General features: G+C 23.2%; 8 protein-coding genes. 5 read left to right on the top strand and 3 right to left on the bottom strand.

The features are described 5' to 3' along the window. Nucleotides 1-885: 885 nt before the first annotated feature. From folK to dksA, 3 genes are read right to left on the bottom strand one after another with little or no spacing between them, the layout of a single operon-like run. A complete protein-coding gene (gene folK, locus AB4W73_RS00875; protein ID WP_367680578.1) occupies nt 886-1,368 on the bottom strand; it encodes a 2-amino-4-hydroxy-6-hydroxymethyldihydropteridine diphosphokinase in 483 nt (160 codons plus the stop codon). Further along, entirely contained in the window at nt 1,365-2,804 is a 1,440-nt protein-coding gene (gene pcnB / locus AB4W73_RS00870; protein ID WP_367680734.1) for a polynucleotide adenylyltransferase PcnB, read from the bottom strand. The genes folK and pcnB overlap by 4 nt, the downstream gene beginning before the upstream one ends. A gap of 48 nt (nt 2,805-2,852) precedes the next feature. After that, on the bottom strand, nt 2,853-3,308 hold the full coding sequence (dksA, locus tag AB4W73_RS00865) for an RNA polymerase-binding protein DksA (RefSeq protein ID WP_367680577.1): 456 nt from the start codon (nt 3,306-3,308) through the stop codon (nt 2,853-2,855). A gap of 3,340 nt (nt 3,309-6,648) precedes the next feature. Here dksA and htpG point away from each other — a divergent pair. From htpG to AB4W73_RS00840, 5 genes are all read left to right on the top strand, one after another. Then, complete coding sequence (gene htpG / locus AB4W73_RS00860) at nt 6,649-8,640, top strand: molecular chaperone HtpG (protein ID WP_367680576.1); 1,992 nt, start codon at nt 6,649-6,651, stop codon at nt 8,638-8,640. Between the two features lie 349 nt (nt 8,641-8,989). Further along, complete coding sequence (gene adk / locus AB4W73_RS00855; protein WP_367680575.1) at nt 8,990-9,664, top strand: adenylate kinase; 675 nt, start codon at nt 8,990-8,992, stop codon at nt 9,662-9,664. A 161-nt stretch (nt 9,665-9,825) separates the two neighbouring features. Further along, a complete protein-coding gene (hemH, locus tag AB4W73_RS00850) occupies nt 9,826-10,794 on the top strand; it encodes a ferrochelatase (RefSeq protein ID WP_367680574.1) in 969 nt (322 codons plus the stop codon). Nucleotides 10,795-11,390: 596 nt separating this feature from the next. After that, a complete protein-coding gene (locus AB4W73_RS00845; protein ID WP_367680573.1) occupies nt 11,391-12,896 on the top strand; it encodes a lipid II flippase MurJ in 1,506 nt (501 codons plus the stop codon). A gap of 1,155 nt (nt 12,897-14,051) precedes the next feature. Then, the gene (locus tag AB4W73_RS00840) at nt 14,052-15,020 is read left to right on the top strand and encodes a hypothetical protein (protein WP_367680572.1); all 969 of its coding nucleotides are present in this window, start codon (nt 14,052-14,054) and stop codon (nt 15,018-15,020) included. Nucleotides 15,021-15,813: the final 793 nt, after the last annotated feature.

The raw sequence follows: 15,813 nt of genomic DNA, 5'->3' as shown, positions 1-15,813 counted from the left end.
TTATTACGTATTTCAAATTTAGGATTAATTATTTAAAGCTATTTTACTTATCTATTCATCAGACCTTATCAGAAATAGTATTTATATAAAAACTGCTAGTTTTTGATGAGGCCTGAGATATCTTGTGGAAATAAAAATATAGCACCTATTATGTAACTATAATTGATAAAAGTTCTCTGTATTTATAACTTAATATCATTAACTATAAAACTATAAAACTATAAAACTAGCAATTATGTTTAATTAAAATCTATAGAACTTATAAAATACATAATTTTACTATTATGTAATGGTAGTATTAGTAAAAATTTATATGTAGTAAATTAAAAGTGCTTCAAGTAATCTTGAAGAAAATTATCAATATAAAAATCTTTTTTAAATTATAATATTAAGTAAATAAATGAATAAATTATTAATTAAGTTACGTAATAATAAAAAAAATAATTATATTATAGCACTAAGTTAGTATTTAGTTTAAGTTATTTACAAATTTAACTTACTAATATTTTTTAATAAAGTTATCTAGTATAGGAATATATTTAGATAAAAAATTTAAGTATTATTAATTAGATTAAAATATCTCTTTTAATTTAGAAGAATCTATTAGTTAATTTTATTATAATCTATTTCATTATATACTTATATTTAAACTATAAATAAATGATTATACAAACGTTTATATTTATAATCTTTGATAACTTTATTAACCTACATAACTTTAAAATAAAAATATCTCATACTAGTAATCAAAAAAATTATTTAGCCTTTATTCTTAAGAATTTATTCAAAACTTAATATACTTACTAATTTTTATAAAAAAATAATTAATGTAATTAAGTATTAACTAGAATTTAAAATGATATTTTATTGTTTATAATAACTTTATTATTTCCAAAATATTAAACCATTTTTTGGTATTTTTAGTAAATTTTCTTTTAAAGATTCACCATTAGGAAGAATTAACCCTGATGCAATATTCTCTAAAGGATAAAGCATAAATTCTCTTTCTTTTAAACCATAATGAGGAACTATAAGACGCTCGCTATTTATAATATAATTACCATATAAAATAATATCTAGATCTAATGTACGAGATTCCCACCGTTGTTTTTTTCTAACTCGTCCCTGTTTAAGTTCAATATCTTGAGTGTAATCAAGTAATTTATCTGCTGATAATAAAGTATCCATAGCAACTACAGCATTAAGATAATCTGGCTGTTCTTGCAAACCTAAAGGCTTGCTACGATAAAATGGCGAACATTTTATCAGGTTACTATATGGCAAATTAGATAATGCTTTTAATGCTAATCTAATTTGCTGTAATGGTTGTGCTAGGTTACTGCCTAAGGCAATATAAATGCGGATCATAATATTTTTTTTTCGTTACCATTTTTATAGCATTTATGTTTTTCATTTGCAGAGCAACAAAAGTAACATGGTGCTACTGTTAAAGTTTCTAGCATTAATTGCTGTTGTTTTGGTAGTTCTTTTTGAAATTTACTCCACCATTGACTCATACTTTGTAATTTATAACTTTTTTCTATTTCTGCTCGTAATACAAGCAGGTCATAAGCAGCTCTAAATTTAGGATGCTCCATAAGTTGGTAAACATATTTTAATTGACGTAAGGGAAAGCGTAATTGTAATAACCAAATATCTTGTACTATCATAGTAATGCGTTTTGGAATTGCTAATGAACGGTTTGCTTCTTCTAGAATATTATCTATTGCTAAAGAAAAAGCATTACAATAGCATAGTATACTTTCCTGTTTTAGTTTTTGAGTACATTCAATTAATGGATACCATAATATAGTCGCAAATAAAAATGCTGGATTAACCCGTTGATCATGATGTAATCGATAATCAGTATTTTTTAGTAATTGAATTAAAATACGCTCCATTAATAAATTGTTGTGCTGAGTCGAATAACGAGAAACTAGCGGGAATAGTGGTTGAAAAAGCTGGTATTCACAGAGCTTTAAATAACTTTTATAGCTATAACCGCCCTGTAATAATTTAAGAGTTTCTTCAAACAAACGAGCTGATGGAATTTTGTTTAATAGTGAAGCCATACGCGGGATAGGTTCGGCTGTTTCAGGACTAATAGTCATATCTAATTTAGCCGCAAAACGCACAGCTCGCAACATTCGTACAGGATCTTCTCTATAACGAACTTCAGGATCGCCGATTAAGCGAATAATCCCCTTTTTTAAATCAAGCAAACCATCAGAGTAATCCCGTAATACAAAATCTGAACCTCCATAATAAAGACTATTTATCGTAAAATCACGACGTTGCGCATCTTCTTCAATAGAACCAAAAATATTATCTTGTAATAGCATTCCATTTTTAGTTTGCTGTAAAGGGTAATTGTTGCTATTTACATCATGATGACCACGAAAAGTTGCGACTTCAATAATTTCATGACCAAATATAATGTGAGCTAAACGAAAACGACGTCCAACTAAGCGACAATTATTAAATAATTTACGTATCTGCTCTGGTGTAGCATTAGTTGTAATATCAAAATCTTGTGGCTTTTTACGAAGTAATAAATCACGGACACCGCCACCAACTAAATATGCCTCGTAACCAAATCTATTTAAACGATGAAGTACCTTCCATGCGTTATTACTAATATCTCTGTGAGCAATGTTATGCTTACTACGAGGAATAACTGTCATTAGGTACTTTTTCTTAAGTAGATTCCTCGTAGTTATTTGATCAAGATCTTTATCTTTAACAATAACTTTACTTTTATAGAACAAGATCTTGCGGAAAAAATTGATAACTCGAATAAAAATGACATACCTCAATAGTAATAAATAAAAAATTAAATAATAATAAAAAACCTAGCCTGTCATTTGCTTTTCACGTATTTCAGCTAAAGTTTTACAATCAATACATAAATCAGCTGTAGGTCGCGCCTCTAAACGACGAATACCAATTTCTTCATAACAGATATCACAGAAACCAAAGTTTTTATTTTCGATTTTATTCAGAGTTTTTTCTATTTTTTTTAGTAATTTACGTTCACGATCACGGTTACGTAATTCAAAACTAAATTCTTCTTCTTGTGCTGCTCTATCAACAGGATCAGGAAAATTAGTAGTTCCATCTTGCAAATGAATTACAGCATGATTGATTTCATTTTTAAGTTGATGTCGCCATTCTATTAGGATCTTCTTAAAATGAGTTAACTGATTAATATTCATGTACTCTTCATTTAATTTTTCTTTGTAATGTTCTAACCCAGCATTGGCGAGAATGCTTAAGGGTATCATTTTATGTTTCTGTCCTTCTTGCATAATGCTTCTCCTGTATTTATATGTATACTATGTTCATATATTTTATCAAAATTCTAAATAGAAAAAATTAAATCGTTATAACTAATAAATAAAATATAAATTAAAAAATTACTTTTATTATTAGTTTAGAAGTATAGCTAATTATCTTTACTGTAATATGTTAGTGGCTATAACATGGCGATAATAACTATTTTGATAGTCTATTAAAAATCTGTTGTGCTAGCTTATGTTTAGTAGGCAAATAATTTTAATTTAATAGCTAACTTATAACTCTCTACTAGAAATAATCTAACTATAGCAATAGGTATATATAGTATTTTTATTAATATATTTAATATTTATAATCTAATATATAGCACAAAAATAATAAGGCTAACTTAGCTAAAATAGCTCTACAGGTAATTTATATTTATCTCCATTAAAAATAATATAAAATAAGTATAATAAAATCTAGAATAATCTATATTTAGTATATTGTTATATACGTGTTATATCAAATAGATTATTAAAGATAATGGTTATGTTAAAATAAAGGCTAAAACAGTTTAGTTTTAAATAATCTTATAAGAGATCATGAGACTGTTTACTATGTTAACAAATAGGATGCTAAATTTACATTTAGAATTAATATTTAAACTTATAGGTATCACTACTATAATCTAATTTAAATAAGTTATAAAAAACAGAAAAATAATATCGTATTATTAATTTATATAAAGCGTTTTAACTTAATCTAATTTATATCTAATAAAATTTTAGACTTGGAAAACAAATAGGAAAGCATTAAAATACTATCTCAGTTTTTAATATTGTATCTTAAGTATTCTAGTATTTATAGAATACATATTACTTATAATAATAACTATTGCTTTAGGAAGTTTAGGTATTAAGTTTTAGACTATTTTAGGTATAGAAAATATTATAATTAATATTATAATTAAAAATATCAATAATTAATAACATCTCTTAGCGATATCTAATAAATTAATACGTATTCTAGTTGCTAGAATATAAATTCTAGAGTCTATTCTAAAATTTTATAGCAAAATTTGATGTAATTAAATACATGATAAATACTTTGAGTATTTTACTAGATATTAAGTATCCTGTATTAATAAGTATTAGAATAGTTCTCTATACTAAGCGAGTATGCTATTTATTGTATCTATTTAACAATAATTTTATTAGATAATAAGTAATGTTTAATTTATTTAATTTACTATTTCAGATTATTATTTCTATATTAAAGTATATTGCTGTTTATGTGTAGACTAGAGCTTATTTTCTTTTAATAGCTAATACATGTTAATAAAATATAAATAGATAAATAATCTTGATATTATGCAAAAATAAATTATTAAATATTAAGTATTAAGTATTAAGTATTAAGTATTAAGTTATAAGGTTGTTATTATAATTTTTAAAGAGATCCAACAATATATTATAAGTAATAGTAAAATATTATATAAAATAAAAGGTATAATAGATTAGATCTCATTATAGTGGAAATTAATAAGACTATTTATGACTAAAAATAAGTTATAACTGATATAAAATTAAGAGATATAATTCTTCTAAGAATATTATAATAAAAATTATTACAGTAAGCAGATTCTAAAATAGAAAAGATAATTAGTTGTAAATTCTACTATTAAATAATAGTTTAATTAATTAGCTAAAACATTATTAATTTTTCTATGATAGCACATATTTATCCTTTTGCACTTCCTTTCTTGAATTTCTTTTTCTAAATTTAATCCTTAATATTTGTATATTATGTAAATATAATACTTAAAATAGTTAAAGAAAAGTGTTCTAAGTAATCCTTTAGTAACTAAGTTTGGATTAATTTAATTATATATTTACAAAGGGATATTTAATGTAAAAAATATTAAATAGAATTACAGTACCATAGATATTACCTAAACAAAATGCTAATAGAGATAAGTTAAATAACTATTATAAGTCGTTATAAGTAATTATAACTAGGATCTATAAAACTAAGTAATTAATAAATAGCTATTAATGTAATAAAAGTTATAACCTTACTGATAGGTGATAGTTAATTTAATAAGAAAGATAAGTAACTATTATTTTATTTCTAAATACCTTATATATAAGTAGTAAAGAAGCTAATATTAACACCATAATTTAATTTTTTATAATTAACTAATTAATAGTTATTTTCTACATTAATTATAAATTGATTACTATTCTTATAATATACATTATAGTATAACTATACTGGTAGTCAATAAATTAAGTTAAATAAGACTAATAATAATTTAACTATAATTCTAGAAATAACAATAAAACTTATTGTTAAAAGATCTTTAAGAAAAAAATAGAGCCTAGCTCTAAAAATAATATTAAGATCTATAAATTCTAATATTAACAGAAATTAATTATATAATTAAACATGAAAAATATAATTAAGATTCTGTAGTATCTTATATAATTAATAGCAAAATACATAGTAATATATTAATATTTTTAAAAATAAAAAAGAACTAAAAATATTAATTATTATAGTAATTTATAATATTAAATTATAAGTTTAGACTCTAATAAATTATTATATGCCTACATATTACATAAATAATGATATTTACTAATAGTAGTACATTAATGTTAAGTATATTATAACTATCTTTAGTTATGTGTGATTACTAAAGATAGTTATATTTTTGTAAATATAAACTTATATTCAATATATTATTATATTACATAATTACTAATTAATATTTTATAAAATATATAAATTTTAATTAATTTTTTTATTTATTATTATAGAAATAGTATAATAAGAATTATCAAATATTATTTAAATTAATAAAAATATAAAAAGTTTTATTGAGAAAAGATATATCTTAAAAACTAAGCAATCGTTAATAAAAAAGTAAAGCAGTTACCTATATAACTTTTATTAATAAAAGACAATTTAATTTTAGATTACTTAGGACTAGTAAAATTTACTTAAATATAATATTACTTAAAAAATAAAATAGATTCTTTAATACTAAAAAATAACTTAATAATAAGTTATTTACTTAGCATGTGTTAAGTAAAAATACTATTAGTATAATTAAATAATCTAAAATTATATTAGATTATTACTAAAATAGATAATAGTTTAAATTAAGATATAATCTGACTATAGTAATTTATAGCATGAAAATTAGATAAATAGTTTTTGGAAAGCTTGATATTTATAAATAAAACATTAATTATTACTTCTTTTTTAATTTTTTGATCATATTACTTGAAACCATTTATTATCACCCCAATGTAGCTAACATTGTTTTATTTATTAGGCTTAGATTGAGGTAATTTAATAAATATGAAAAATCAAGAAACTCGTGGATTTCAATCTGAAGTCAAACAATTACTTCATTTAATGATCCACTCACTTTATTCAAATAAAGAAATATTTTTGCGTGAATTAATTTCAAATGCTTCAGATGCTGCTGATAAATTACGTTTTCGTGCGCTTTCAATGCCTAAGCTCTATAATGGCGATACCTCATTACGAGCTCGCGTTTCAGTTAATAAAGAAAAACGTACGTTAACTTTAAGTGATAACGGTATCGGTATGAGTTATGATGAAGTAATTGATAATTTAGGAACTATTGCTAAATCTGGTACTAAAAATTTCCTTGCATCTTTAGGGTCAGATCAAGCTAAAGATAGTCAATTAATTGGTCAATTTGGTGTTGGCTTTTATTCTGCTTTCATTGTAGCAGACAAAGTTACTGTTCGCACTCGTGCTGCTGGCGAGCCAGCTGATGCTGGTGTATTTTGGGAATCTACTGGAGAAGGTGATTATACTATCGCTACCATTTCCAAAGAAGATCGAGGCACTGAAATTATACTTCATCTACGTGAAGGCGAAGATGAGTACCTTGATGATTGGAAAATACGTTCAATCATTAGAAAGTATTCTGATCATATTGAGTTACTAGTAGAAATTGAAAATAAAACAAAAGTAGAACCAGAGATAAAAGTTAAAAAAAATAAAGATACAGAAATAAATAAAGAATCCATCACTAATACTACAGAGACTAATAGCATTACTCAAGATTCTTTAATAACTAATACAGAAGAAACAGTTACCTGGGAACCAATTAATAAAGCTAAGGCACTCTGGCTTCGTAGTAAAAATGAAATTAAAGATGAAGAGTATAAAGAATTTTATAAATATATCTCTCATGACTTTAATGATCCATTAATTTGGAGTCATAACCGTGTAGAAGGTAAGCAAGATTATACTAGCTTACTTTACATCCCTAAACAAGCACCTTGGGATTTATGGAGCCGCGAACATAAACACGGGTTGAGACTTTATGTGCATCGGGTATTTATTATGGATGAAGCAGAACAATTTTTACCTAACTATCTACGTTTTACTCGTGGTTTAGTTGATTCAAATGATCTGCCTCTTAATGTATCACGAGAACTTTTGCAAGATAATAAAATTACACAAAATTTACGGAATGCATTAACAAAAAGAGTATTAAAAATACTGATAAATCTAGCCGAAAAAGACAATGAAAAATATCAACAGTTCTGGCAACAATTTGGTCTAATCTTAAAAGAGGGGCCAGCAGAAGATCATGTTAATAAAGAAAATATAACTAAATTATTACGTTTTGCTTCAACGCATAATAATAGTTCAGAACAAGTTGTCTCTTTAAAGGATTATAAGGTACGGATGGCAACTGAACAGGACAAAATTTACTTTATTACTGCTGATAGTTATACTGCTGCTAATAGCAGTCCACATCTAGAATTATTCCGTAAAAAAGGAATTGAAGTACTACTATTATCTGATCGTATTGATGAATGGATGATGAGTCATTTAACTGAATTTGAAAGTAAAGCATTCCAATCTGTTAGTCAAGTTGATGATTCATTAAAAAAACTAGTTGATGAAGAAACTCCTGAACAACAAGCAGCAGAAAAAGCTTTAGCACCTTATATTGAAAGAGTAAAAATATTATTAGGCAATAGAGTAAAAGATGTACGATTAACATATCGTTTAACAGGGACACCAGCTATTGTTACCACGGATAGTAATGAAATGAGCACTCAAATGGCTAAATTGTTTACTGCTGCAGGTCAAAAAACACCAGAAGTAAAATATATTTTTGAGCTTAATCCAGAACATGAATTAGTTAAACATGTTATTAACATTAAGGATGAAGGTCAATTTGCAGAATGGATTGAATTATTTTTTGATCAGGCATTATTAACTGAAAGAGGTGCATTAGATAATCCTGGTCAATTTATGCACCGCATGAATAAATTACTATTAAACTGTAATTTTTCTTAATTACCTCCTTACTAGCAAGAGCCGTGGCTATAATTTTTATAAATCTCCCATGGCTCTTTGTTTTAGTTTATTAAAAAATTTAAATATTATATTCTAAAATCTTACATAGAATAGATCTTGTTATTTTATCATATTAGCTATGCTTGTATGTAATGATATAGTTAAATATATATAAATTTTCTTATAAAATTTATCTTGTATTAAAGATTTTTTTGTTATCTGATAACATGATTTTTTATTTATATAAACTATATAGTTATTAAACTTTAGTACTTTAATTTTAGAGTATTCGCTATAATCTTATCAAAACTCTACTATATAAAATTACATAATCAAAGGGATTTATATAATGCGTATTATTTTGCTGGGTGCTCCAGGTACAGGAAAAGGTACTCAAGCTCAATTTATTATTAAAGAATATGGTATTGTACAAATTTCCACTGGCGACATGTTACGAGCTGCCGTTAAGATATCTTCTCAATTAGGCCTACAAGTAAAAAAAAATATAAATGAAGGGAAATTGGTTACTGATAAATTAGTTATAGCATTAGTTAAAGAACGCATAAAACAAGATGATTGTCGTGATGGCTTTTTGCTTGATGGGTTTCCTAGAACTTTACTTCAGGCTAATGCTATAAAGGTTATAGGCATTAAGATTAATTATGTACTAGAATTTACGGCGCCTGATAAAATTATTATTGAACGTATTACTGGCCGTCGTGTTCATATTGCCTCTGGTCGTATTTATCACATAAAATATAACCCACCTAAAATTAAAGATAGAGATGATATTACTGGCGAGCAACTTAGTATTCGTAAAGATGATCAAGAAGAGACGGTGCGTAAACGCCTAGTTGAATATTATCAACAAACTAAACCTTTACTTTCTTATTATCATCAAGAAGCAAATCAAGGTAATATTTACTATTATAAACTTGATAGTAATCGTAAAATTAGTGAAATTAACTCTGAATTAACTATGATTCTTAGTAAATCATGTAATGATTTTATCTATTTTAAATAAATATAATTAAAGGTTATAATTATTAAAAATTATTATAAAAAGGTTGTCGTAAGATAAAATGATAGTTATCATTACTTATTCTATTTAATTTAAGATTTAATCATACAGGCTTGGTAGCCGTGTATTATACAATAAATAGCAAAAGAGAGGAATTAGGCATAATGCATAATAAAAAAGTTGGTGTACTGATAGTTAATTTAGGTACGCCTGATGCACCTACCTCTCTTGCTATCAAAAATTACTTAGCACAATTTCTTAGTAATCGTAGAGTTATTGAAACTTCTCCTATATTATGGTGGCCATTGTTACATACAGTAATTCTACCTTTTTATGCACCTCGTCTTGCTAAAATTTATCAATCTATTTGGATGAAAGATGGATCACCATTATTAGTTTATAGTCAGCGTCAACAAAAAGCATTAATAGCACGATGTTTACCGTATATCTCTATCGAGTTAGGTATGAGTCATGGTTCACCCTGTTTAATTAAGGCAACTAAAAAACTTTTATCACAAAACTTAACTAAGCTTATCATCTTACCGCTTTATCCGCAATATTCAGCTTCGACTAGCGCAGTTGTTTGGGATACTGTAGCAGATATCTTAAAAAAATATCGATGCTTGCCATCTGTTTATTTTATTCGTGACTATGCTGATCATCCAGCCTATATTGATGCTTTAAAACAAAGTATTGAGCGCTCATTTAAAAAACAAGGCCAACCGGATAAATTAATTATTTCATTTCGTGGCATTCCTAAATGTTATATAAAAAAGGGTGATACTTATCCTGAGCGTTGCGAAGATACTTATCATGCACTTCATAATGCTTTAGCCTGGCCAAAAAATAAGATGATCATGACGTATCAATCACGTTTTGGCTATAAATCTTGGTTAACGCCTTATACAGATAAAATTTTAAAAAAATTACCTGTTCAGGGTGTAAAACATATTCAAATCATATGTCCAGGTTTTTCAGCTGATTGTTTAGAGACTTTAGGAGAAATTAAGCAGCAGAATCGTGAAATATTTATAAAAGCAGGCGGCGAAAAATTTGAGTATATACCAGCATTGAATGATGAGCCAACGCATATTGATTTGTTAGAACAATTGATTACTATGAATACAAAATAAAATATTAAATAAGATAATTAATCATTGATTTTTTATAAAATATTTATATTAGTATATATGTCAGTATAGTAAATAAATAAAATATATTATATTAATATAAAAAATAAAAAATTTAAATAATATATTAGTAACTACAAGTTAATGATAGTAGCGTATTTATTAATTTATTAAAGCAATTCAAAAACTGAATTACTAAACATATGGAAAATTTTTTATAATTATTTTATTTAAACAAATAAGTCATATAAAGATATAATTATAACTTTTAAAAAATTTAAAAAAAATAATTAATTTAGAACATATCTATAATTAAGTAGTTCCATAATTATTGTAATCTAATATTAAGAATAATTATATTAAAAATATATACTATACATACTAATTAACTAAAATAGAATATAAATGAATTAATTAATATTTCCTATTTAATATTTTTAAATATTCTAATACTACTATAAATAGTAATTTTTCTATAAGTAATTCTTTTACTATTATTTAGTAAATTAAATAAAACTAATAAATAAAAAAATTTATGTCTAAGAGTTTATTTTTAAATCTTCTTAAATATTTTCTAATAACTTATTAAAAACCTATTAATGCATCCAGAATCTTTTTTAAAATCAATTAATTCTGCTATTTTCTGGCGAGGATCTAGTAAATTATTAGGTCTAGCTAAACATGTTATTATTGCTAGTGTTATTGGCTTAAGTGCTAAACTTGATAGTTTTTTTATAATGACGGCATTACTAGGTATTTTAGTGCTTTCTTGGGGTGAAATGATTGATATTATAACTGTACCTCATATGGTACAAAGTTGGCAAAAGGGAGATACAAAAGAATTTAGAAAAATTACATCAGGTTACATGACACTTACTTTATTAGGATCTTTATTATTAGCTTCGCTTATTTATTTTTTTCGAGACAAATTACCGTTACTGGTTATTGGTTTTGAAATGGAAAGAGGGCAGCTTCTTATTGATGCTGTACCTTGGTTATTACCAGTAATTATTTTTTATACCCCTTTTCGATATATTGGTGCTGTTTTACGTGCTAAACGACAATTTTCACTATTTTATAAAGCTGAATTTTTATTAGCATTAGTTACATTATTATGTTTAGAGTTTTTTAATCAACAGCCTAATGTTTTATTTTGGTCTTATAGCTTTGGTGTAATGGTAGCATTTTTATATCTTCTTGCAAGGAATTGGCGTTTTTTTCTACCATTAGGCAATCCTTTTTCAAGTACTATACGCCAATCACTAATATTAGCACCAGGGCTCTTTATTTTGCAAAGTGTACAATATATTTATGTTTTAACTGATCAAATATTTGTTTCATTTTTGCCTACTGGTATGGTCTCAGCACTATTCTATGCTACGCTGTTAATTTATTTACTACCTACTATTATTAGCTTAGATAGCGCTTTTATTACTATTATTTCAGAGCAAACTGATAAACAAGAAAGAACAAAAAAATTAAATAATTTACTATCATTAGTAATTTTTTTTAGTTTAGGAGCTACTCTCTTTATATTTGTAGCAGGTAAAAATATAATTACATTATTACTTGAACGAGGCTTATTTACAGCTATAGATACTCAAAGTGTTACTTTTGCTGTAATAGCATATAGTAGTGTTATTTTGCCTTCTTTTCTTAATAAGCCATTCGATCAAATTTTTCAGGTGGAACGTAGAATTGGCTTGATAGTGCGTCGTACTATACTAGGTTTTATAATTAACTTAATTTTAAATACTATATTTCTTTTTATTTTGCATTGGGGGTTATTTGGTATTGCACTTTCTACTTCAATTAGTTACTGGGTAATGCTATTAACTAGTTTACAAGCATTAAGAAAAATAGGTTATCCAATAAATTTATTACGAGCATTAAAATGGGGGGGTTGGCTTACGTTATTTTTAACTATAGCTTATTTTGGCTGTAAGTTTATTCTTATTTATTTTTCTAATAATTTAGTAATATTAGTTTCATGTGCTTTATTAATTATTAGTGCTTTATTTTTAGCAGTACTATTTTACCAAGGTGAAGAAAAGAAACCAATAAAAACAGTTATTAAGTATTATAGAAAATTTATTCTAAAATAAAATATTATGATTTTAAAGATTATTAATAATAATATTTTATAGCTATTAATTTATAAATTAATAGCTTATTTAAGAAATAGTAATAATAATAAAAAAAATAACTTATTATGTATAATATAGTTTATTAAAAAATTAATTACCTATATAGATGTATCTATAAATATTTTAATAAATATTAACTATGCTGTTTTAATTATAATAAATACCTAAATAAGATTATTATAAATTTATAGTAATAAAAATTTTAATTCTATTGCTATAAATAAAAGATCGTAAATAATTATATATAATATTAAGGATAAGATTATTAGTAAATATATTAATATGCATATTAATAAAATTTTATAACTATTTTATTTAAAAACAACACTAACTATCTAAAAATAAATATGTTACTATTTGAATAGTAATAGCATTAATTATTAAGATTTAATTTTTAAATTTAAAAAAATTTATGATTAGTAATCAATTAGTTTAGCTTGTAATTATAATTACAAGGAATATATTAATAAATATTAAGAAATATTATTTTAATTTTTTACTATTAAAGATTATAAATCACGTATTAGTTTAATTTATATAATATAAAAAGATTAATTATTAAATATTAAAAAATTTTTTTACTTATATTTTTATTAATTTTTTAAGATTTTAGTTTGAAGATATAAATTTGTTAGAAATGCTTAAATATTATTTAAAAATAAACATAGGATAACTACATTAAATAAAGTTTTTTATCTAATAAAATAATTATTAAGATAATTATTTTATCTATAATAAATTTATTCAATATATTAAACTAAGTAAGCAATTAATTCTTTAATTTAATCTAATTTTAGGAAAAATAAAATTAGATTAAATTTTATTTTAACACAATTAATTTATTTAAATATATATTTTATACTATAGAATAATTTACATTAATATATTTTATAAGATATAAAAAAGAATATAAAATATTTTTTAATTTAGACAGGATTCTATCTTTTTAACTATATATTTAATAATAAGAAATAATTGAATTATTATTCGTATTTTAGGTAATAGATATTAATAAATTTATCTTAAAATTAATTTTCATAAAATCATAAATAGTATTCATGTTATACTAATATTTTTGGATCTATATCCTATTTTATAATATAAAGAAATGATATGAAATATAAAACAGCATATAATATTATGCTTACAACACTTTTATGTGCTTTTTTAAGCATTAATAGCTTTATTTTTAATCCGATATATATAGTATTTTTTATTATTTTAATTTTTATTGCCATGTTTATTTTAATTAGTGGTAAAATAAATATTTTTTCACTATTTACTATTTATTTTGCATTATTATTTTTTTTATTTCAAATTTTAGGAATGTATTTTACAGATAAAACAGTTACTTATGTAGGAGGTATTAATATTTTATCTCCACTTTTGATGATGTGTTCAATATTAATTAGCATAGGAATTTCAGAAAGTATAAATAAATTAAAAGAAATTGATAGAATAAAAATATACAAAAACACTTTTACAATTGCAATAATATTTTTTTTAATTGAATTTACTACTAGATTGGTAATTGGAGATAATAACAAAGAATTTATATATAAGTTTAAAGATAGTTTATTTTATTTTGATTCTAATTTCACAGGTTTAGTTATTATGTCTATGCTATTTTTAATAGCATATCTAAACATTAGATTTAATTATAAAAGTAAATTAAATAAATTTATTTTTTTTATGTTAGGAACATTAACATTTTCACGTGCTGTAATTATTACGATGTTAATAGGTAGCTATGTCTTTAATAACAAAGAAAAATATAAAAGAAGATCAATATTTATTTGTTTTAGTGGGTTAACTTTATTTTTATTTTTAGTTAAATTTTATATTTTTAATGGAATTAATTATAAATTAATTGATAATAGTTTTAACTCTAAATTCTATATTATAGAAAAAATAATTAATTTTTATAATCATCAGTCAATAGGTACAAAATTATTTGGAATTGGTCTAGGTAATTCAGAAAAAATTATTGGTATTTTTGCGCATAATATATTTACAACCTTTTTTTTTGAAATGGGGGTTATTGGTAGTTTTTTTTTATTTTTTATATTTATTTATCTATAAAAATATCAAAAGGTTTTTCTTTATATATCTGGATACCAACATTTGTTGCTGGTATTTCTTTATTTAGTGTTTATTCTCCTTTTTTATTTATTATAAATGCCATTATATGCTGTGAAGAAAAATTAAAAAATAAACACAAATAAAGATATATTTTTATCCATTATTTATAATATAGATAAAATCTATAAAATCTATAAAATCTATAAAATCTATAAAATCTATAAAATTTTAAAAATTTATTCACTAAAAATATTTTTATTTAAAAAATTTATATATATTTAATAGAGTTTTATTATTGTTAAATAACAATTTAATAAAATTAGATAGGTGGTAATAATTTTTTTTATATAACGAAAATTAAATTTTTTAATAAATAAAAGTTTTACTTAGTTTATTATAAACTAATTTCAATATCACAAAAGAAATAAAAAATTTTTTTAAAACTACTAAGTCTTGTAGATATTAATTTTTAATATAGTTAATTTACTATGTAACCCCTAAAATCTTAGAAAGCATTAGTTATATTTTCCATTACTAAAGATTATCATCTATTTTCTAAGTATTAAATTATAATTTTATTTTAAAATATATAAATTTATAAATAATTATAAATATGATAATTTTATAAGCTAATATTTAGTCCATCTTATAAAAATTTTTATTTATAAAAAAGATTTATGTACTTTATTAAGAATAGATATAATTATTTTAAAATGGCTTAAATTATTTTAATTTTTATGTTTTATAGCATTAATATATAAAATAAAGTATTTATATAAAAATTTTTAGTTAG

It is taken from the genome of Candidatus Fukatsuia anoeciicola, from assembly GCF_964059965.1.
Classification (GTDB): domain Bacteria; phylum Pseudomonadota; class Gammaproteobacteria; order Enterobacterales; family Enterobacteriaceae; genus Fukatsuia; species Fukatsuia anoeciicola.
The sequence above is the reverse complement of the archived record's forward strand: the minus strand, read 5'-3'. Positions and strand labels throughout refer to the sequence as shown.

Coding starts and splice junctions, on each gene's coding strand:
- adk (WP_367680575.1), top strand. CDS start 8,990: ATGCGTATTATTTTGCTGGGTGCTCCAGGTACAGGAAAAGGTACTCAA.
- dksA (WP_367680577.1), bottom strand. CDS start 3,308: ATGCAAGAAGGACAGAAACATAAAATGATACCCTTAAGCATTCTCGCC.
- AB4W73_RS00845 (WP_367680573.1), top strand. CDS start 11,391: ATGCATCCAGAATCTTTTTTAAAATCAATTAATTCTGCTATTTTCTGG.
- AB4W73_RS00840 (WP_367680572.1), top strand. CDS start 14,052: ATGAAATATAAAACAGCATATAATATTATGCTTACAACACTTTTATGT.
- htpG (WP_367680576.1), top strand. CDS start 6,649: ATGAAAAATCAAGAAACTCGTGGATTTCAATCTGAAGTCAAACAATTA.
- folK (WP_367680578.1), bottom strand. CDS start 1,368: ATGATCCGCATTTATATTGCCTTAGGCAGTAACCTAGCACAACCATTA.
- hemH (WP_367680574.1), top strand. CDS start 9,826: ATGCATAATAAAAAAGTTGGTGTACTGATAGTTAATTTAGGTACGCCT.